Below are 18,669 nucleotides of genomic sequence, written 5' to 3'. Positions count from 1 at the left end.
TTCGACCGTCCCGGTCTGATCGCGGCGCTGAAGGAGCAGACCGCGGGCGCCGCCGGCGCCTCCGAGCTGAGCCGGGCGGCGGCATAAGAGCATGATCCGGAAAAGTGTGAAGCGGTTTTCCGACGAGATCATGCTCAAACAGAAGAGCGTTCGGGATCAGGAGTCAGATCGATGAGCAGCAAGACCCAATCCAGCGAAGGCGCCATGGTCGAATACGTCACCGCGATGATCGGCGGCCAGCTGTTCGGCCTGCCGATCTCCCGCGTCCAGGACGTGTTCATGCCCGAGCGCGTCACCCGCGTGCCCTTGTCCTCGCGCGAGATCGCGGGCGTGCTGAACCTGCGCGGCCGCATCGTCACCGTCGTCGACATGCGCGCCCGTCTCGGCCTGCCCAAGGCCGAGGACGGCAAAACCCCGATGGCGGTCGGCGTCGATTTGCGCGGTGAATCCTATGGCCTGCTGATCGATCAGATCGGCGAGGTGCTGCGCCTGCCCGAGGCCGGCATGGAAGAGAACCCCGTCAACCTCGATCCCCGCATGGCCAAGCTCGCCGGCGGCGTCCACCGCCTCGACGGTCAGCTCATGGTCGTGCTCGACGTCGATCGCGTCCTCGAGCTTGCGCCCGAGATGATGGCGGCCTGATACGGCGGCATTGCCGCCGACGTGCCAGTAATTGGAAGTGCCCCCGCAAGGGGACAGGAAGCAGAGGTTCACATGCGAACTTGTCTCGTCGTTGATGATTCCAGCGTCATCCGCAAGGTTGCGCGCCGGATCCTGGAGGGCCTCGACTTCCAGATCCTCGAAGCCGAGGACGGTGAGAAGGCGCTGGAGGCCTGCAAGCGCGGCCTGCCCGATGCGGTGCTGCTCGACTGGAACATGCCGGTCATGGATGGCTACGAGTTCCTCGGCCATCTCCGCCGCATGCCCGGCGGCGACCAGCCCAAGGTGGTGTTCTGCACCACCGAGAACGATGTCGCGCACATTGCGCGCGCGCTGCACGCCGGTGCCAACGAATACATCATGAAGCCGTTCGACAAGGACATCGTGACGGCGAAATTCCAGGAAGTCGGACTTATCTGAGCGACCGCCCGGAGGCTGAACGGATCCTTCGGCGATTGTTTTCAACTGAACCGTTTCAGTCTGAGTTGGTGAGTAATGAGTGTTGCGTTCGCAGGTAATTCGACCACGGGCACGTCGCGCGAAGCCGGGCCGCTGCGGGTGATGATCGTTGACGACTCCGTCGTCATCCGCGGTCTGATCTCGCGCTGGATCGGCGCCGAGCACGACATGGAGGTCGCTGCTTCCTTGCGCACCGGGCTCGAGGCGGTCAACCAGCTCGAACGCATCAACCCCGATGTCGCCGTGCTCGACATCGAAATGCCCGAGCTCGACGGCATCTCGGCGCTGCCGAAATTGCTGGCGAAGAAGCGCGATCTCGTCATCATCATGGCCTCGACGCTGACCCGCCGCAACGCGGAGGTCAGCTTCAAGGCGCTGTCGCTCGGCGCGGCCGATTACATTCCGAAGCCGGAATCGACGCGCGAGGCGTCGGCCGCCGACACCTTCCATCACGACCTGATCCAGAAGATCCGCCATCTCGGTGCGCGGCTGCGTCGCAAGCCCGCGGTTGCGAGCCCGCCGATCGCGCCGGCGAGCCCTGCTGCTCCGACTACCCCGGCTGCGCGTGCACCGGCCGTCACGCGGCCTGCCGCGCCGGCACCCGCTCCGGCCGTGCATGCTCCGTCCTCTGGAGTGCTGTCGACGCGTCCGTTCTCGACCCAGGCCCCGAAGGTGCTGCTGATCGGCTCCTCGACCGGTGGTCCGCAGGCGCTGATGGCGCTCGTCACCGAGCTCGGGCCGGTGATCGACCGCTTCCCGGTGCTGATCACCCAGCACATGCCGCCGACCTTCACCACCATTCTTGCCGAGCATCTGGCGCGTTCGAGCCGCCGCCCGGCAGCAGAGGCGGTTGACGGCGAGCCGGTGAAGCCGGGACGCATCTACCTTGCGCCCGGCGGCAAGCATATGCGCCTCGCGCGCAGCGGCGCGGACGTCGCGATTGCGCTCGACGACGGTCCCGCCGTCAATTTCTGCAAGCCGGCGGTCGATCCGCTCTTCACCTCCGCCATCGACATCTGGCATGGCGCCATCCTCTCGGTGATCCTGACGGGCATGGGCTCGGACGGCATGCGCGGCGGCAAGGACATCGTAGCGGCCGGCGGCAGCGTGATTGCGCAGGACGAAGCCTCCAGCGTGGTCTGGGGCATGCCGGGTGCGGCCGCCAATGCCGGCATCTGCGCAGCGATCCTGCCGCTCAACCAGATCGGCGCCAAGGTCAACCGCCTGTTCGCGGGAGACCGCTCGTGACGCCCGCGGATTACGATTATCTGCGCAAGTTCCTGAAGGAGCGCTCGGGCCTCGATCTCTCGCCCGACAAGCAGTACCTGGTCGAGAGCCGGCTGCTGCCGCTCGCGCGCAAGGCGAGCCTGTCAGGCATTCCCGATCTCGTGCTGAAGATCAGGAACGGCGACGGCCGGCTTGCGACCGACGTGGTCGAAGCCATGACCACCAACGAGACCTTCTTCTATCGCGACAAGATCCCGTTTGACCACTTGCGCGACACCATTCTGCCGGGCCTGATCCAGGTGCGCGCGGCACGCAAGAGCTTGCGGATCTGGTCGGCGGCCTCGTCGACGGGGCAGGAGCCCTATTCGATCGCAATGTGCGTGAAGGAGATGGGCGCGGTCCTCGCCGGCTGGCGCATCGAGATCGTCGCCACCGATCTGTCGCAGGAGGTGCTGGAGAAATCCAAGGCCGGCGTCTACAGCCAGTTCGAGGTGCAGCGCGGCCTGCCGATCCAGCACCTGATGAAATACTTCACGCAAGTCGGCGAGCTCTGGCAGCTCAATGCCGACATTCGCGCCATGGTGCAGTTCCGCCAGCTCAATCTGCTCCAGGACTTCTCCCATCTCGGCACGTTCGACGTGATCTTCTGCCGCAACGTGCTGATCTATTTCGACCAGGACACCAAGGCGGTGATCTTCGAGCGCATGGCCAAGGCGATGGAGGCCGACGGCACGCTGCTGCTCGGCGCCGCCGAATCCGTCGTCGGTATCACCGACACGTTCCGCCCGATCACCGAGCGTCGCGGCCTCTATCAGCTCAACCCCGCGCGCTCCGGCCGGGCGATGGGCGGGCTGATGCCGCAGCCGCAGAAGGTTGCAGCTGCGAGGTGATCTTCTCTTCGTCATTCCGGGGCCGCGCATCAGCGCGGAGCCCGGAATCCATAACCACAGGCCATTGAAATAGGCAGGCGGTTAGACGTGGGGCTGTTCGATCCGCCTGTGGTTATGGATTCCGGGCTCGCGACTACGTCGCGCCCCGGAATGACAGAGACTTCACAAAATCGCATGCGGCAGAAACCGCGAGCTGTTGCCCGTGATCGGGCTCTCGTCCTCGCGGATCGACAGACCGCACGGCTCGTGGTTCACCAGCCAGCTTCCGATCACCGGATAGAAGCCTGAAAAATTTGGCAGCGGCGACAGCGCCTGTCGCACAAAGCCTTCGGAGCCGTAGGGGCCCGCCTGCTCGTCGAGCGGCATGCCGCCCGACACCAGCGTGACATTGGCGCCTTCGCGCGATAGCAGCGGCTTGCGCACATAGGACGTTCCGAGTTCAGCGGAACGTGGATCGTCCTCGAAGAAGGCCGGCAGCAGATTGGGATGGTTCGGAAACATCTCCCAGAGCAGCGGCAGGATGCCCTTGTTGGAGAGCACCGCCTTCCATGGCGGCTCGATCCAGCGCGTCGGGGCGTCCTTGAGCTTTGCGCCGAAGGCGTCCTGGAACATCCATTCCCAGGGATAGAGCTTGAAGACGAGCGCGATGTCGGCATCGTCGAGATCGACGAAGCCGCCGTCCTCATCGCGCCAGCCGACTTGTTCGATGTCGAGCAGCGTGGTCGAGAGTCCGGCCTGGCGTGCCGTGTCTTCGAGATAGGCGAGCGTGCCGGCGTCCTCGTCATTGCCGGTGGTGCCGGTGAGATGCAGGTGACGGCCGGCGGCGATCGTCTTCCATGCCTCGATCAGCCGCTCGTGGATGGAGTTGAACTGATCGGCGCGCGAGGGAACGATGCGGCGCTCGATCGCCTGTTCGAGCCAGGTCCATTGGAATACGGCAGCCTCGAAGATCGAGGTCGGCGTATCCGCGTTGTATTCGAGCAGCTTTGCCGGCGACTTGCCGTCGAACTTCAGGTCGAGCCGACCATAGAGGCTGCGGTCGTCACGCTCCCAGCTCTCGGCGATCAGGCTCCAGAATGCCTCCGGAATCTTCAGGCGCCGCAGATGCCGCTCGTCGCCGATCACGCGGCCGGCAAGCTCAAGGCACATCGCGTCGATCTCGCCGGTCGGCGTCTCGATGCCGCGCTCGATCTCGTCGAGCGTGAAGGCGTAATAGGCGCGCTCGTCCCAATAGCGGTCGCCGCCGACGGTGTGGAAGACGAAGCCGCATTGCGCTGCGGTCTCTCGCCAGTCGTCGCGCTCGAGGCAGGTGATGCGCTGCATGGATCAGCCTCCGCCCGAAAAGCCGTGGCCGAACGAGCCGAAGCCGCCGCGGCTCACGCTGCTGTGGCCCGAGTCGTATGACGTGCTCGACGAGGAATGGCTCGAGGAATCGCTGCTGAAGAAGCTCGATCGAGACGATGAGCCCGAGCCGCCGCTGCCGCCCGAAGAGCTGCTTCTGCTGCTGCTGCACGCGGTGCTCGTCTGCACCGTTGGATCCGTCCCGGGAGGAGGGGGCTCGCAAGTCTGTCGCGGCATCAGCGTATAGGCGGTGGTGCCGACCGCGATCGTGCCCATCACCAGGAGCGCGACATGGCCGGAGCGCTTCACCGGCGCGCGCGGTGTCGGCGGCACCGACGGCCGGCGCTTGCCGAACTCCTTGCTGGTGGGTTTGTTGGCCATATCAGTTGATCATGTCAGTAGATCATGCAGGCGGCGTTGAGGAGGCCCGCGGCGAGCGAGGACAGGCCGAGCCAGATGGCCGGCGCAAGCTCGCCGGCGGCGATCCGCGCCGACAGGTTCGGCACCGGCACCTTGACGAGAAAGAACACGATCACCTGCACGACCAGCGCGATCATCGCCCAGATCAGGCAGTCCAGCACATTGGCCGAATGCGCGATGGCGCTGACCAGCGGCGCCACGAAGCCGAGCAGGCTGAGGCCGAGCGCGATCGCGGCGGCCGGCTCATTGTCGCGGATCAGCTGGAACTCGTTGTAGGGGGTGATGCGGGTATAGACGAACAGATACGCCACGATCGCGATCAACCCGGTGCAGAAATAGACCAGGAAGGCGGGCAGGCCGGCGAGTGATTGCAGGATCATCGTTCCCCCATCGTGCAGCGACCATTCGTCGGCGGGAGAAGGATAGCGGTTCAACGGCCGGACGGCGACGAAGCCGCATCGGTGTCCCCAAAAACGAAAACCCCGCCATTTGCGGCGGGGTCCAGGCTGGGAGGAGCAAGCCCGGGAGGGCTTGCGACGTAAACCCAGGATCAGGCGGGGATGCGCTCTTCGTGCTCGTGCGGCTCGCGCAGCACGTAGCCGCGGCCCCACACGGTCTCGATGAAGTTGCGGCCTTCGGAGGCGTTGGCGAGCTTCTTGCGGAGCTTGCAGATGAAGACGTCGATGATCTTCAGCTCCGGCTCGTCCATGCCGCCATAGAGGTGGTTGAGGAACATTTCCTTGGTGAGGGTCGTGCCCTTGCGGAGCGAGAGGAGCTCCAGCATCTGGTATTCCTTGCCGGTCAGATGCACGCGCTGGCCGCCGACTTCCACCGTCTTGGTGTCGAGGTTGACGACGAGGTCACCGGTCTGGATGACCGACTGGGCATGGCCCTTGGAGCGGCGCACGATCGCGTGGATGCGGGCCACCAGCTCGTCCTTGTGGAAGGGCTTGGTCATGTAGTCGTCGGCGCCGACGCCGAGACCCTTGACCTTGTCCTCGATGCCGGCGAGGCCGGAGAGGATCAGAATCGGTGTCTTGATCTTGGAGACCCGGAGCTGCTTGAGCACGTCGTAGCCGGACATGTCGGGCAGGTTGAGGTCGAGGAGAATAATGTCGTAATCGTAAAGTTTACCGAGATCGACGCCTTCTTCCCCCAAATCGGTCGTGTAGACGTTGAAGCTCTCAGACTTCAGCATCAGCTCGATCGACTGCGCGACGGCGCTGTCATCTTCAATCAGCAAAACGCGCATGCCAGTTCCCCATAGTCGCCGCTCCTGGGCGTCAGGTCGGCCGCATTCGCGGCACTCAACAAAACGCCTTTGAACAACTGATTCGGATCCTGACAACAGATGGTTAACAAACTCTGATTCTGGAACGCAAGTCCCCCCGGTGCAATTTTTGTCGAATCGCCCTAAGGTCTTGCGCGGGAAGCAGCTTTCGTTACCCGGTTCTGTTCAAGCTCCACTTTAAGAGACGGGCCTAACCGACTCCCGCGACTCAGCCTTCTTCTGAAGGGGAGACGCGCTCAGTCACAAAGACAGTGACGCAATGATTAATGATGCGGGTAAACACGAAGTTAAGCGCCGTTCAGAAATATGGCGAAACTTAAGAGTTTCACCGTGAAGACCCGGAGCACGACGGCGATCACCTCATGAAAGCCCTCTTATGAAGGCGTGGCCCTTATGAAGGCTCCTGTATGAAGGCTCTTGCCGAACAGATCGGCGACATCGACGGCGTCAACATCTATGGCCGCGTGGTCGGCGTGCGCGGCCTGATGGTCGAGGTGGCAGGTCCCATCCATGCGATGTCGGTCGGCGCGCGGCTCGTGATCGAAACCGGCGCCAACCGTTTCATCCCCTGCGAGGTGATCGGCTTCTCCGGCAACAACGCCGTCGTGATGCCGTTCGCCGGGCTCGATGGCGTGCGCCGCGGCTGCAAGGCGGTCATCGCCAATGCGGCCAACCAGGTGCGGCCCTCGTCAGCCTGGCTCGGCCGTGTGGTCAACGCGCTGGGCGAGCCGATCGACGGCAAGGGGCCGCTGCCGCAGGGCACCTCGCCGATGCCGTTCCGCAATACGCCGCCGCCGGCGCATTCGCGCAAGCGCGTCGGTAGCCCGCTGGACCTCGGCGTGCGCGCCATGAACACCTTTCTCACCTGCTGCCGCGGCCAGCGCATGGGCATTTTCGCGGGGTCCGGCGTCGGCAAATCGGTGCTGCTGTCGATGCTGGCGCGCAACGTCGATGCCGCCGTCAGCGTCATCGGGCTGATCGGCGAACGCGGCCGCGAGGTGCAGGAATTCCTGCAGGACGATCTCGGCGAGGAGGGCCTCGCGCGTTCCGTCGTCGTGGTCGCAACCTCCGACGAGCCGGCGCTGATGCGCCGCCAGGCGGCGTATCTGACGCTCGCGGTTGCCGAGTATTTTCGCGACGAGGACCAGGACGTGCTCTGCCTGATGGACTCGGTGACGCGCTTTGCCATGGCCCAGCGCGAGATCGGCCTGTCCGCCGGCGAGCCGCCGACCGCCAAGGGCTATACGCCGACCGTGTTCACCGAGCTGCCGAAGCTTCTGGAGCGGGCCGGGCCGGGCCTCGGTGAGGGCGCCATCACCGCGATCTTCACGGTGCTGGTCGATGGCGATGACCACAACGAGCCGATCGCGGACGCCGTCCGCGGCATCCTCGACGGTCATATCGTGATGCAGCGCTCGATCGCCGAGCGCGGCCGCTACCCCGCCATCAACATCCTCAAATCCGTCTCCCGGACCATGCCGAAATCGGCCGATCCGCAGTTCTGGCCGACCATCCAGAAGGCGCGGGCGGTGATGGCGACCTATGCCGACATGGAGGAATTGATCCGGCTGGGGGCCTACCGGGCCGGCTCGAGCCCCGAGGTGGACGAGGCGATCCGCCTGCACGAGCCGCTGGAAGCGTTCCTGCGGCAGCGCAAGGACGAAAGTGCCTCGCTGGCGGACGGCTACCGGCAGTTGGCGCAAATCCTCGGCAATTTGGAAACGGAACGCTAACTTTGTCAGGTCATCATCCTATCACAGTAGCAGAGCCGGTCTTGGCCCTCACAGGGCCTGTGGGGAGACCGGTGCCGTCCCAATGTGTGTATGTCTTGCAGCTAGGGGACTTCTGGGGAGTACGAGTCGATGAAGTCACGTGATACCCTCATCCGCCTGAAGAAGTTTCAGGTCGACGAGAAGCGCCGCCGGGTCACCCAGATCGAGACCATGATCGCCGACTTCCAGCGGATGTCGGTCGATCTCGAACGCGAGATCCAGACCGAGCAGGACCGTGCCGGGATCAACGATCCCTCGCACTTCGCCTATCCGACCTACGCCAAGGCCGCGATCCAGCGCCGCGAGAACCTGACCCGCTCGGCCGACGAGCTCAAGGGCCAGCTCGATGAAGCCAAGGCCGCTTTGGCCGAGGCCTTCGAGGAGCTGAAGAAGGTCGAGCTCCTCGACGAGCGCGACCAGGCCCGCGAACGCGCCGAGGAGAACGCCCGCGAGCAGGCTGACCTCGACAGCATCGGCCTGATGCGCGCCCGCATCGGCGCCGTCGCCTGACGCGCTAGCCGCAAACCTGCCGAGAATTTGCCAAACCCGGACCCGCAAGGTCCGGGTTTTCGTATGGGCTGTCCACAGCGCGGCGCCACGCCCCTTGGTGGTCGGCTTTGCCGCGCGCTATGGTAGCGGGAATGAATGCTGTGCCAGCGACGGCGGTGCCCACCTCTCCCTTGGGAGAGGTCGGCGCGGAGCGCCGGGTGAGGGGTGACGGTCCCCCGTCAGCCCTGCGCCCCCTCACCCGATTTGCTGCGCAAATCGACCTCTCCCCGTCGGGGAGAGGTGAAGGGAAGCGACGGGCCGCGTTTCAGGGGGCTGAATGCTGACGCCGGCAGATCTGGTCGGGCTGATCGAGGCGGTCGCCAGGGGCGATCAGGCCGCGTTCGAGCGCCTCTACGTCGCCACGCGCGCGAAACTCTATGGCGTCGTGCTCCGTATCTTGCGTCGGCAGGATCTCGCAGAGGAGGTCATTCAGGAGACCTACGTCAAGATCTGGAACAGCGCCGGCCAGTTCAATCCGGCGCTCTCGTCGCCGATCACGTGGATGGCGTCGATCGCGCGCAACCGGGCTATCGACATCGTGCGCAAGAAGTCGGAAGCCTCCATCGAGGAAGAGCCTCAGGCGATGGAGGTTGCGGCCGACAGTCCCGATCCGCTGGCGCGTCGCGAGATGACGGAGGAGCTGAAGCGGCTGCTGGAATGCATCGGCCGGCTCGAGCCGGACCGTCAGAAGCTCGTGCTGCTCGCCTATTACAACGGCTGGAGCCGCGAGCAATTGGCGGAGAAATTTGTCGCGCCCGTCAACACGGTGAAGACGTGGCTGCGGCGCAGCATGCTGGATATCCGGGAGTGCCTCGGATTGTGATGGCTCGGACGACGAGGAAGGTTCTGGACCGCAATTGATGGCCTATACGGAGGACCATATCGCGCTCGCCGCGGAATATGCGCTCGGTACGCTCGACGCCGACGAGCGCGCGCAGGTCGAGACCATGATGGCGGTGGACAAGGCGTTCGCCGAAATCGTGCAGGCCTGGTCCTATCGGCTCGGCGTGCTCAACCAGATGGTCGGCACGATCGAGCCGCGTCCGATCGTGTGGGAGAACATCAGGGCCGAGCTCGTGCGGACCGACTTTGCACAGGCGTCGCCCGCGCAGGCCGAAGCCTCGCCGCCTCCCGCACCTGCGCCGGAGTCGTCCTCGTTTGAAGCCACCTCGCCGCCGCCGTCTTCGGACAGCGCGCCGCCGGCCGAGCCGCAGCCTGCCGCAGCGGAGCAGCCTGAGGCGGCGCGACCGGCCTCCGATGCGCTCCCCGACATCGCGCCGGTCTTCATGCCGCAGGTCCATGCGCCCGATCCGGACGTCGTGCGTGCGCCGCCTGCGCCGGTCGTGGACAACACCAATGTGATCCGGCTCGAGGGCCGCGTGAAGCGCTGGCGCACCATCGCCTCCGCAGTCGGCGCGCTCGCGGCCGCGCTGCTGGTGACGCTGTCGCTCCAGATCTTCCAGCCCGACGCGCTGCCGGGCGCGTTGCGCCCCACGCCGCGCATCCAGACCGTGGAGGTGAAGGCACCGGCTCCGCTCGCTGCCTCGTCGCAATATGTCGCGCTGCTGCAGGGCCAGGGCGGCGGCCCGGCCTTCATCCTCACCATCGACGGCGCGACGCGGAATTTCACCGTGCGCAAGGTCGGCGCCACGCCGGAGCCCGGCAAGAGTTTTGAGCTCTGGCTGATCTCCGACAAGCTGCCGCGCCCGCGCTCGCTCGGCGTGATCGGCGCCGGCGAGTTCACCGCGCGTCCGCTGCTTGCCGGCTACGACGCCGACCTCGTCAACGGCGCGACCTATGCCGTCACCATCGAGCAGGCCGGCGGCTCGCAGAGCGGCCAGCCGACCTCGGCACCGGTGTTCACCGGCAAGCTGATCGAGACCGTGCCGCCGGCCCAGCCGCAGGCGCCTGCGAAGAAGTAGGGGCCGTAGCCCGGATGGAGCGCAAGCGTAATCCGGGGCCTCGCGCCGCGGAGAGACTGTCCCGGATTTCGCTGCGCTCCATCCGGGCTACAAGAGCCCCCCAATTGTCGCCGTCGTCCATGCCGACGTCGCATTCCGACAAATCCCGCCAAATCCCATCCCGGTTTGAACCTCCCCGCAATTCGCCGCGTCAAATCCCCGGAATTTGCAGTCGGCGCGGCCGATCATTGTGCCGAAGAGGGGCGAGACATCAGATGGATGCAGCGAGAACGCCGGGCATCTTCATTCACCAATATGCAGGCCTGCCGCACGGTCCGGCCTTCGAGCATTGGCGCGAGCGGGCCGTCGGCCCCTGCGGCCTCGACATCGGGCCGAGCCATGGCGACAGCATCGATTGCCGGCTCCAGATCAGCGTGGTCGACAATATCGTGCTCGCCATTCCCGAAGGCGCCTCCGCGCAATATTCGCGCGCCCAGAGTCACCTTGCCGATGGCAGCGACGATCTCGTGCTGATATCGGCGCATGCGGGCCTCGTCCGCGTCGGACAGAATGGCCACACCGTGGAGCTTGCGCCCGCGCAGATGGTGCTCGTCGACATGGGCATCACCGGCACCGTCGGCCACACCATTGAGGATCGCTTCACCAGCATCCGCATGCCGCGCCGCGCGCTGCTGGACATCAATCCGCGCGCCGAGGACAAGCTGTCGCAAGTGCTCTCCGACGGCGCGGTCGTCGAGACCATCTTCCGCTACCATGCGCTCGCCGCCAATCACGCGCCGCATCTCGACGCCGTCGGCCAGCGCCTGACCGCGCAGCACATGGTCGATCTCGTCGGCCTCCTGCTCGGCACCGATGCCGAGCACGCAAGCCTCGCGCGCGGGCGCGGGCACGCGGCGGCCCGGCTCGACCTGATGCAGGCCGACGTGATGGCCGCGCTCGGCCGCAACGATCTCTGCCTGGCCGAAGTCGCGACACGCTCGGGGCTCAGCCCGCGTCAAGCGCAGCGCCTGTTCGAGCAGGCCGGCACCACCTTCACCGAATTCGTGCTGGAGCAGCGCCTGCTGCTGGCGCGAAAGCAGCTCGGCGATCCCCGTGCGAGGGCACGCAAGATCAGCGACATCGCGCATTCCTCGGGCTTCTCCGACCTGTCCTATTTCAACCGCGCCTTCCGCAAGCGGTTTGGCGCGACGCCGTCGGAACTGCGCGAGGCGTGAGCCCACGTTTTTGTGCAGCAGCCTTGTGCTGCCGCAGTTGGTCGGCCGGTGCGAATGGGCTATATCTGACTGCGCGGGCAGGCCGCAGGATCTCTTTGGAAAGTGCAGTAGGCGGACATGGCGCGTATCGTCGTGCTCGGCGCCGGGTTTGCAGGTCTGTGGGCGGCCATCGGCGCTGCGCGCAAGCGCGACGAGATCGGCGCAGCCAGCCGTGACATCGAGATCCGCGTCATCGACCGCAACCCCTATCACAACATCCGAGTGCGCAATTACGAGACCGACCTCAGCGAGGTCGCGCTTCCGCTTGCGCAATTGCTCGATCCGATCGGCGTCACGCACGGCCTCGGCGAGGTCGAGTCCATCGATCCGGCGCATCGCGAGATATCGCTCGTCACCAGCGGCGGCGAGGAGACGCTGAGCTATGACCGCCTCGTGCTCGCACTCGGCAGCGAGGTGATGCGCCCGGACATTCCGGGCCTTGCCGATCACGCCTTCGACGTCGACACCTACGCTGCGGCGCTTCGCCTCGAGGATCATCTCGCCTCGCTCGGGCGCAGCGCGCCGTCGCCGGGGCGTTCGACGGTCGTGGTGGTCGGCGCCGGCTTTACCGGCATCGAGGTCGCGGCCGAGATGCCGGACAGGCTGGCGCGTGCCGGCATCACCGGCAGCCGCCGCATCATCCTGGTCGATCCCAATCCGACCGTGGGCGTCACCATCGGCGCGCATGCGCGTCCCGTCATCGAATCGGCCTTGTCGTCGCTCGATGTCGAGACGCGGCTCGGCGCGCGCGTCGTCTCGGTCGAGGCCGCCGGCATTCACCTGAGCTCGGGCGAGTTCATCCCGACCCAGACGGTGATCTGGTGCGCCGGAATGCGTGCGAGCCGGCTCGCCGAAAACTTTCCTGGCGCACGCGATCGGCTCGGGCGCCTGCTGGTCGATCCCTTCATGCGTGTTGCGGATCTGCCTGGCGTGTTCGCGGCCGGCGACGTTGCCTCCAGCGTGGTCGACGGACTGCATCCGACCGTGATGTCCTGCCAGTTCGCCCGGCCCATGGGCCGTTTCGCCGGCCACAATGTGGTGGCCGATCTTGCCGGTGAGCCAATGCTGCCGCTGCGGATCGACTGGTACGTCACCGTGCTCGATCTCGGCAGCTGGGGCGCGCTCTATACGGAGGGCTGGGATCGCGAGGTTCGCGCCACCGGCGCAGCCGCGAAGGCGACCAAGCAGACCATCAACCGCAAGCGCATCTATCCGCCGCTCAACGGCAGCAAGGACGAGCTGTTCGCGGCCGCTGCGCCAATCGTGCAGGTGCCGCCGCCGACCTATGGGGCGCGGTGAATCTTCAGCTGTCGTCCTGGCGAAAGCCAGGACCCATTACCCCAAGGAGCAGTTTGGCGAAGACACGTTGCCCGGGACTGGCACCTCGTCCAATCGACAGACCTCGCGGTATGGGTCCTGGCCTTCGCCAGGACGACACCGACTATGTGGTCTCGATCTTCCAAGCTACCCCCCAGACGTGAGAAAGCGCCCGTGGGGGGCGGGCGCTTTCTGTAGTCGACTTGGGGTTGGGGTCGTCTACATATCCACGTGGCGACTTTGGGGGGCTGGTAAAGAGCCGCGTGAATTCACAAAACTCGTCAAATCTCCTTATCGAACGAGGGACGCGTTCGAGCTGGTGATAACGACCGGCTTGCCGGCCTTGATGACGCGGGCCGTCTGGGTCAGACCTTCATCCGAACCCGAGCGTGCCGTGATGCTGAAGCCCGCCACCGCGATCCCTGCGACGAGGGCGACGACCACAACCTTCAAATGGGTCGCGCGATCGGCGCTGTAGATCGAGTGGTTCATGGAAGCCTCCTGCCGCCATCTACCCGAAGTAGTCGCCCGCCGATTGAGGCAGGTTCATGCTTCCGGTGCCCAACAACCTAGTATTGGGCGGATTCGTTCCCAAGAGGCGATCACAAGAGCGTGATATGACGTGAAAGATCGCGATCAAGATGCGGCTCTTGATCGTTCTTTTTTATAATTATTTCAAAGCTGTAATGTGCTTTCTGGGCGCCTTTCCGGCCTTTGGACCACAAGGCGCCAGGAACTCAAAAACCATTTGCCTGTGGCCGAAAAACACACGGCTTCTTAAGGCAAATCAGATGCTTCCGACCGTTTTCAACCTCGCCCTGGGGTGGATTTCAGCCTGCGACAGCACGGTGGTCTGGGCGCGGAACCGCTCGACGAGTGAGCGCACGAAGGGACGAATTGCCGCAGAGGTGACCAGCACCGGCGCCTCGCCTTCGCGGGCGGCGCGCTCGAACGCCTCGCGCACGGCGGTCATGAACTCCGACAGCTTCGAGGGCTGCATGGCGAGGCTGCGCTCCTCGCCCTGGCCGATGATGGATTCGGCAAAGGCCTGCTCCCACCGCGCCGACAGCGCAATCAGCGGCAGGTAGCCGTTGTACGAGGTGTTTTGCGCGCAGATCTGGCGCGCCAGGCGGGCGCGGACGTGCTCGACCATGGTGGAGGGATTGCGCGAGAAGGCGAGCGAGTCCGCGATGCCTTCGAGGATGGTCGAGAGATCGCGGATCGAGATGCGCTCGGCGAGCAGCAGCTGCAGCACGCGCTGGATGCCGGAGACCGTGACCTGTCCGGGGACGATGTCCTTGACCAGCTCGCTCTGCTCCTTCGGCAGCTCCTTGAGCAGCTTCTGCACCTCGCCATAGGAGAGCAGGTCCGACATGTTGGCCTTGAGCAGCTCGGTGAGATGGGTCGAGAGCACGGTCGCGGCGTCGACGACGGTGTAGCCCTTGAGCGAGGCTTCCTCCTTGAGGCTGGCATCGACCCAGGTCGCGGGCAGGCCGAAGGTCGGTTCGGTGGTGTGGATGCCGGGTACCTGAACCTGGCTGCCGCCGGGGTCCATGACCATGAACTGGTTCGGCCAGATCTTGCCGGTGCCGGCGTCGACCTCCTTGATCTTGATGATGTAGGTATTGGCCTCGAGCTGGACGTTGTCGAGGATGCGCACCGCCGGCATCACAAAACCCATCTCGATCGCGAGCGAGCGGCGCAGCGCCTTGATCTGCTCGGTGAGGCGGTCGGTGCCATCGGGCCCGTTGACGAGCGGCAGCAGCGCATAGCCGAGCTCGATCTTGAGGTCGTCGATCTTGAGCGCGGCCGAGATCGGCTCCTCCGCCGCGGCCGCGCCGGCTACACCCGGTGCACCAGTGGCAGGCGCGGCGTTGGCGGCTTCCTCGGCCTTCACCGCGGTGCGCTTGTGGTTGCGGGCGTGCCAGGCCAGCGCACCGGCGCCGGCGCCGAGCGCCAGGAAGGGGATGGTGGGAATGCCAGGCAGCGCCGCCAGCACCAGCATCACCGCCGAGGACATCGCCAGCGCCTGCGGATAGCCGGAGAACTGCTTCATCAGCGCCTTGTCGGCGGCGCCGGACACGCCGGCCTTGGAGACGAGCAGGCCCGCGGCGGTCGAGACGATCAGCGCCGGCACCTGGGTGACGAGGCCGTCACCCACCGTCAGCAGCGTGTAGCTGCGTCCGGCGTCGGCGAACGACATGCCCTGTTGCGCCACGCCGATGATCATGCCGCCGACGACGTTGATGAAGACAATGAGGAGGCCCGCAATGGCATCGCCGCGGACGAATTTGGAGGCACCGTCCATGGCGCCGAAGAAGCCGCTCTCGTCCTCCAGCTCTTTGCGCCGCTGCTTGGCGACCTTCTCGTCGATCAGGCCGGCGGAGAGGTCGGCGTCGATCGCCATCTGCTTGCCCGGCATGGCGTCGAGGTGGAAGCGGGCGGCGACTTCGGCGATACGGCCCGAACCCTTGGTGATGACGACGAAGTTGACGATGATCAGGATGGCGAAAACGATGATGCCGATGACGAAATTGCCGCCCATCACGAAGCTGCCGAAGGCCTCGATGACGTGACCGGCGGCGTCCGTGCCCTCGTGGCCATGCGACAGGATCAGGCGGGTCGAGGCCATGTTGAGCGACAGGCGCAGCATGGTCGAGATCAGCAGGATAGTCGGGAAGGCCGAGAACTCCAGCGGCGCCTGGATGAACAGCGACGTCATCAGGATCAGGATCGAGAGTGTGATCGAGATCGCCAGGAACAGGTCGAGCACGATCGCGGGCAGGGGGAGGATCAGCACCACCAGGATGGTGAGGATGCCGAGCGCCAGCGCGATGTCGCCGCGCTTGAGGATGTTGACGATCTCGTTGAGGGAGGGGACGCCGGGCTTTCCGCCGCCTACGCCCTGTCCCGCGGTGACGTCGACCATGGTAGCTGCCTCCCCGCGCGACTGCCGGCCGCGCGCCCCAAACGTCTGCGCGGCGGCCGATGGGCCGCCGTTCCGAAAGTGAGGCACCGCACTGGCGTCCACGGGGGCTCTCCCGTCCTAACGCGGCCGACGACACTCGACTTCACCCGGCAATTTTTGCCCGGTGTATGGTTAGCAAAGGGTTAACGGAGGGGGCGACGGCGGGAGGTCGGACCGGGGGCGCCCTTCTGCAAAATGTGAAAAACAACCCCATGCACAGTAGAAGCGCGGTTGCTGGCCGGCGCAGGGCCCGCTCCGTCAAGCCATTGCCGCGTCGGGCAAATCAGCAGCAAACCGGCAAGGGGCGCGGCATCTGCGGCGCAGGCTAGTTTTCGCAGCCGGACACGCCGTCAGCCGGGCGCGATTCGCGGCCGGCACGAATTTCGTATTTTGCGAACACCCTTTGACGCGTCGGGCAAAACAGTGGCAGTATGGCATGCTGGCTCCGTTCGGAAATCGCTACCGGCTAGTCGCCATAGACGGCGCCGAATTCCCCGCTTTCGCGAAATCCAACACGATCTTCATTCCATGCTTGCTTCGTCAAAGATCAGCAAAATCGTCCAGCATGCTTGCATAGCGCAGCGTCGCCTCGAGATGCTGTTCGTCCATGGCGACGGCACCGAAACGGCCTTGCCGGAAATGTCCGGTGCGCTTGCGTCGCGCCTGGATGGTCCCGGCATAGCTGCGGTGCACGCGCGCGAGCGCATGGCGCAGCCCTTCGGGATCGGACGGCACCTGGATGAGGTGCACGTGGTTGGGCATCAGGCACCAGGCCCACACCTCGACGCCGGCGGCTTTGCAGTTTGCAGCGAGCAGGTCGCGATACAGCGCATAGTCGCCGTCCTCGAAGAACGTGCGCGCCCGGCCATTGCCGCGCTGGGTGACATGGTGGGGATGACCGGGGACGACGACACGAGCAAGACGAGCCATGCCGCATCATGGCCGCGAAAGCGGCCGGTGTAATTTAGTGCAGTCCAGCACTGTCACCGTAACTTTAGGTAACTTTAGGCGACCGCAACTTCAGGGCGCCTCACGATTTGTAACTATGCTCGCTAGCCTAGGCGTACGCACAGTAACCTCACGGATAATCGCTGCATTTTTCCATTGGCAATTCCGGATCGCATCCCAACCTTTTGAATAGAAGCTTATTGTAAGAAGATGCGTATCTCCTTGCTCTATTACCATAAGCGAAGGGATTAAGATCGACCGAGTCAGAAGTACCCTCGATCACACGGATTTCAAACTTTTTTGACAACGTCGCGGCATCGCCTCTTATCCCAGGAACGTCAACCGTGTATCCAAAGATGCCGCGAAGCGAAAGGTCACCCGCCGCGATGGCTTCCGCCAGGTCCATCTCCGGATCGCCAATATGGCGGGGGATGACAGTTCGGATATTGTCCTGAACGGGACTGAATGCTCCCCCCAACATCGTAATGACCGCCCAAATTGCAGAGTTGTTCATTTTGAGCTGCTCATTTGGTTGGCTCAAAGGATGAAACACCTGATGAGGCCGAGCCATCGAATCTATTTGGTCCACTTCCCGCTAAGTATTGTATTCTTGCGGGATCTCCCAACTGCGTCGCAATTGGGTTCTCGTTCTGATTTACATTATCCATCTGCCCAGGACCAGCATCGCCCGTACCCGTAACGCTGTGTCCGAGTTCATGCGCAACAATGCGGGCATCGCTAGCTGGCTGCGGGCCGAGCGTTGTGGCGAGCGTAGGACGATAGCCCGTAGGATGGGTTGAGCTCTTCGCGAAACCCATCGCACTTGTTTCGTGGTAGCGTCCCGTCATGACCGGGTACCGTCGCAACTTCGTTCCGGGTGGATGCTTCTTCTTCACCGTCAATCTGGCGGAGAGGAAGCTATCGTTGCTGACGGATCATGTCGAGCTGTTGCGCGCCGCGTTTCGTCAGACGCACCGGCGCCACCCATTCACGATCGACGCCATCGTGGTGTTGCCCGATCACCTTCACACCGTATGGACATTGCCCGAAGGTGACGCCGATTTTGCAATGCGCTGGCAGTTGATCAAGTCCGCCTTTTCGCGTCGTCTGGCGCGGAACGAAAGGATATCCCAAAGCCGTTCGGCCAAGGGCGAACGGGGCATCTGGCAACGCAGATATTGGGAGCATACCATTCGCGACGAAACCGACTTCGCCCGGCATGTCGATTATGTTCACATCAATCCGGTCAAGCATGGGCACGTCGACCGGGTTCGCGACTGGGCGCCGTCTTCGTTTCATCGTCACGTGGCGCTCGGCAACTATCCAGCCGATTGGGCGGGCGATCAGTCAGATGATGGCCGCGATTACGGAGAGCGGTGATCGGGAGGAGATGGGTTTCGCAAGGGCTCAACCCATCCTACGAGCTGGGCGCCGTCTTCGTTTCATCGTCACGTGGCGCTCGGCAACTATCCAGCCGATTGGGCGGGCGATCAGTCGGATGATGGCCGCGATTACGGAGAGCGGTGATCGGGACAAGATGGGTTTCGCAAGGGCTCAACCCATCCTACGGGCTGTCACTGCAATTTCTAGGCGACCGCAGCTTCAGGGCGCCTCACGATTTGTAGCTATGCTCGCTAGCCAGCGCCGGAATC

At 64.5% G+C, this 18,669-nt stretch carries 19 protein-coding genes; 11 read left to right on the top strand and 8 right to left on the bottom strand.

Features of this window, described 5'->3' with window-relative positions; translation table 11 throughout:
* The first annotated feature begins 171 nt into the window (after positions 1–171).
* From JQ592_RS31605 to JQ592_RS31590, 4 genes are all read left to right on the top strand, one after another.
* A complete protein-coding gene (locus tag JQ592_RS31605) occupies positions 172–642 on the top strand; it encodes a chemotaxis protein CheW (protein ID WP_211406642.1) in 471 nt (156 codons plus the stop codon).
* Between the two features lie 72 nt (positions 643–714).
* Entirely contained in the window at positions 715–1,080 is a 366-nt protein-coding gene (locus JQ592_RS31600) for a response regulator (protein ID WP_007600538.1), read from the top strand.
* A gap of 75 nt (positions 1,081–1,155) precedes the next feature.
* Positions 1,156–2,367, top strand: coding sequence for a protein-glutamate methylesterase/protein-glutamine glutaminase (locus tag JQ592_RS31595; RefSeq protein WP_211406641.1), 1,212 nt, complete (start codon positions 1,156–1,158; stop codon positions 2,365–2,367).
* The gene (locus tag JQ592_RS31590; RefSeq protein WP_211406640.1) at positions 2,364–3,236 is read left to right on the top strand and encodes a CheR family methyltransferase; all 873 of its coding nucleotides are present in this window, start codon (positions 2,364–2,366) and stop codon (positions 3,234–3,236) included. The genes JQ592_RS31595 and JQ592_RS31590 overlap by 4 nt, the downstream gene beginning before the upstream one ends.
* Before the next feature lie 162 nt (positions 3,237–3,398).
* On the opposite strand, the gene JQ592_RS31585 is transcribed toward JQ592_RS31590, so the two are convergent.
* From JQ592_RS31585 to ctrA, 4 genes are all read right to left on the bottom strand, one after another.
* Positions 3,399–4,559, bottom strand: a complete 1,161-nt coding sequence (locus JQ592_RS31585; protein WP_211406639.1) for a glutathionylspermidine synthase family protein — start codon at positions 4,557–4,559, stop codon at positions 3,399–3,401.
* A gap of 3 nt (positions 4,560–4,562) precedes the next feature.
* Positions 4,563–4,958 carry a hypothetical protein gene (locus JQ592_RS38400; RefSeq protein WP_246820787.1) on the bottom strand — a complete coding sequence of 132 codons (396 nt, stop codon included), beginning with the start codon at positions 4,956–4,958 and terminating at the stop codon, positions 4,563–4,565.
* 14 nt (positions 4,959–4,972) lie between these two features.
* Positions 4,973–5,377, bottom strand: a complete 405-nt coding sequence (locus JQ592_RS31575) for a DUF350 domain-containing protein (RefSeq protein ID WP_211406637.1) — start codon at positions 5,375–5,377, stop codon at positions 4,973–4,975.
* Between the two features lie 170 nt (positions 5,378–5,547).
* The gene (ctrA, locus tag JQ592_RS31570) at positions 5,548–6,249 is read right to left on the bottom strand and encodes a response regulator transcription factor CtrA (protein ID WP_008138878.1); all 702 of its coding nucleotides are present in this window, start codon (positions 6,247–6,249) and stop codon (positions 5,548–5,550) included.
* Positions 6,250–6,695: 446 nt separating this feature from the next.
* On the opposite strand from ctrA, the gene fliI reads away from it, so the two are divergent.
* The 6 genes from fliI (at position 6,696) to JQ592_RS31540 (ending at position 13,083) form a co-directional block, all read left to right on the top strand.
* A complete protein-coding gene (gene fliI / locus JQ592_RS31565; RefSeq protein ID WP_211406636.1) occupies positions 6,696–8,021 on the top strand; it encodes a flagellar protein export ATPase FliI in 1,326 nt (441 codons plus the stop codon).
* Between the two features lie 129 nt (positions 8,022–8,150).
* On the top strand, positions 8,151–8,570 hold the full coding sequence (gene fliJ / locus JQ592_RS31560) for a flagellar export protein FliJ (protein WP_008562039.1): 420 nt from the start codon (positions 8,151–8,153) through the stop codon (positions 8,568–8,570).
* A 316-nt stretch (positions 8,571–8,886) separates the two neighbouring features.
* Positions 8,887–9,432, top strand: coding sequence for a sigma-70 family RNA polymerase sigma factor (locus tag JQ592_RS31555; RefSeq protein ID WP_211406635.1), 546 nt, complete (start codon positions 8,887–8,889; stop codon positions 9,430–9,432).
* 37 nt (positions 9,433–9,469) lie between these two features.
* Positions 9,470–10,531 (top strand): anti-sigma factor, encoded by a 1,062-nt coding sequence (locus JQ592_RS31550; RefSeq protein ID WP_211406634.1) that lies wholly within the window; start codon positions 9,470–9,472, stop codon positions 10,529–10,531.
* Between the two features lie 254 nt (positions 10,532–10,785).
* Positions 10,786–11,745: a helix-turn-helix transcriptional regulator gene (locus JQ592_RS31545; RefSeq protein WP_211406633.1), complete on the top strand. Its 960-nt coding sequence runs from the start codon at positions 10,786–10,788 to the stop codon at positions 11,743–11,745.
* A 117-nt stretch (positions 11,746–11,862) separates the two neighbouring features.
* A complete protein-coding gene (locus JQ592_RS31540; protein WP_211406632.1) occupies positions 11,863–13,083 on the top strand; it encodes an NAD(P)/FAD-dependent oxidoreductase in 1,221 nt (406 codons plus the stop codon).
* Between the two features lie 309 nt (positions 13,084–13,392).
* On the opposite strand, the gene JQ592_RS31535 is transcribed toward JQ592_RS31540, so the two are convergent.
* The 4 genes from JQ592_RS31535 to JQ592_RS31520 form a co-directional block, all read right to left on the bottom strand.
* Positions 13,393–13,593, bottom strand: coding sequence for a hypothetical protein (locus tag JQ592_RS31535; protein ID WP_211406631.1), 201 nt, complete (start codon positions 13,591–13,593; stop codon positions 13,393–13,395).
* 295 nt (positions 13,594–13,888) lie between these two features.
* Positions 13,889–16,030, bottom strand: coding sequence for a flagellar biosynthesis protein FlhA (flhA, locus tag JQ592_RS31530; RefSeq protein WP_211406630.1), 2,142 nt, complete (start codon positions 16,028–16,030; stop codon positions 13,889–13,891).
* A gap of 579 nt (positions 16,031–16,609) precedes the next feature.
* A complete protein-coding gene (locus JQ592_RS31525) occupies positions 16,610–16,999 on the bottom strand; it encodes a transposase (protein ID WP_246820786.1) in 390 nt (129 codons plus the stop codon).
* Positions 17,000–17,147: 148 nt separating this feature from the next.
* On the bottom strand, positions 17,148–17,531 hold the full coding sequence (locus tag JQ592_RS31520; protein WP_211406629.1) for a hypothetical protein: 384 nt from the start codon (positions 17,529–17,531) through the stop codon (positions 17,148–17,150).
* Between the two features lie 332 nt (positions 17,532–17,863).
* Between JQ592_RS31520 and JQ592_RS31515 the strand changes: the two genes are divergently transcribed.
* The gene (locus JQ592_RS31515) at positions 17,864–18,397 is read left to right on the top strand and encodes an REP-associated tyrosine transposase (protein WP_211406628.1); all 534 of its coding nucleotides are present in this window, start codon (positions 17,864–17,866) and stop codon (positions 18,395–18,397) included.
* Positions 18,398–18,669 lie beyond the last annotated feature (272 nt).

The sequence above is a fragment of the Bradyrhizobium iriomotense genome (assembly GCF_018129405.1).
GTDB classification, from domain to species: Bacteria; Pseudomonadota; Alphaproteobacteria; order Rhizobiales; family Xanthobacteraceae; genus Bradyrhizobium; species Bradyrhizobium iriomotense_B.
This window is presented reverse-complemented; position numbering and strand designations above follow the sequence as displayed.

Bases quoted from the DNA above. Each gene is read 5' to 3' on its own strand.
- JQ592_RS31540 (WP_211406632.1), top strand. From the start codon at position 11,863: ATGGCGCGTATCGTCGTGCTCGGCGCCGGGTTTGCAGGTCTGTGGGCG.
- JQ592_RS31525 (WP_246820786.1), bottom strand. From the start codon at position 16,999: ATGGCTCGTCTTGCTCGTGTCGTCGTCCCCGGTCATCCCCACCATGTC.
- JQ592_RS31595 (WP_211406641.1), top strand. From the start codon at position 1,156: ATGAGTGTTGCGTTCGCAGGTAATTCGACCACGGGCACGTCGCGCGAA.
- fliI (WP_211406636.1), top strand. From the start codon at position 6,696: ATGAAGGCTCTTGCCGAACAGATCGGCGACATCGACGGCGTCAACATC.
- JQ592_RS31550 (WP_211406634.1), top strand. From the start codon at position 9,470: ATGGCCTATACGGAGGACCATATCGCGCTCGCCGCGGAATATGCGCTC.
- JQ592_RS31535 (WP_211406631.1), bottom strand. From the start codon at position 13,593: ATGAACCACTCGATCTACAGCGCCGATCGCGCGACCCATTTGAAGGTT.
- fliJ (WP_008562039.1), top strand. From the start codon at position 8,151: ATGAAGTCACGTGATACCCTCATCCGCCTGAAGAAGTTTCAGGTCGAC.
- ctrA (WP_008138878.1), bottom strand. From the start codon at position 6,249: ATGCGCGTTTTGCTGATTGAAGATGACAGCGCCGTCGCGCAGTCGATC.
- JQ592_RS31585 (WP_211406639.1), bottom strand. From the start codon at position 4,559: ATGCAGCGCATCACCTGCCTCGAGCGCGACGACTGGCGAGAGACCGCA.
- JQ592_RS31605 (WP_211406642.1), top strand. From the start codon at position 172: ATGAGCAGCAAGACCCAATCCAGCGAAGGCGCCATGGTCGAATACGTC.
- JQ592_RS31520 (WP_211406629.1), bottom strand. From the start codon at position 17,531: ATGAACAACTCTGCAATTTGGGCGGTCATTACGATGTTGGGGGGAGCA.
- JQ592_RS38400 (WP_246820787.1), bottom strand. From the start codon at position 4,958: ATGGCCAACAAACCCACCAGCAAGGAGTTCGGCAAGCGCCGGCCGTCG.
- flhA (WP_211406630.1), bottom strand. From the start codon at position 16,030: ATGGTCGACGTCACCGCGGGACAGGGCGTAGGCGGCGGAAAGCCCGGC.
- JQ592_RS31575 (WP_211406637.1), bottom strand. From the start codon at position 5,377: ATGATCCTGCAATCACTCGCCGGCCTGCCCGCCTTCCTGGTCTATTTC.
- JQ592_RS31515 (WP_211406628.1), top strand. From the start codon at position 17,864: ATGACCGGGTACCGTCGCAACTTCGTTCCGGGTGGATGCTTCTTCTTC.
- JQ592_RS31555 (WP_211406635.1), top strand. From the start codon at position 8,887: ATGCTGACGCCGGCAGATCTGGTCGGGCTGATCGAGGCGGTCGCCAGG.
- JQ592_RS31545 (WP_211406633.1), top strand. From the start codon at position 10,786: ATGGATGCAGCGAGAACGCCGGGCATCTTCATTCACCAATATGCAGGC.
- JQ592_RS31600 (WP_007600538.1), top strand. From the start codon at position 715: ATGCGAACTTGTCTCGTCGTTGATGATTCCAGCGTCATCCGCAAGGTT.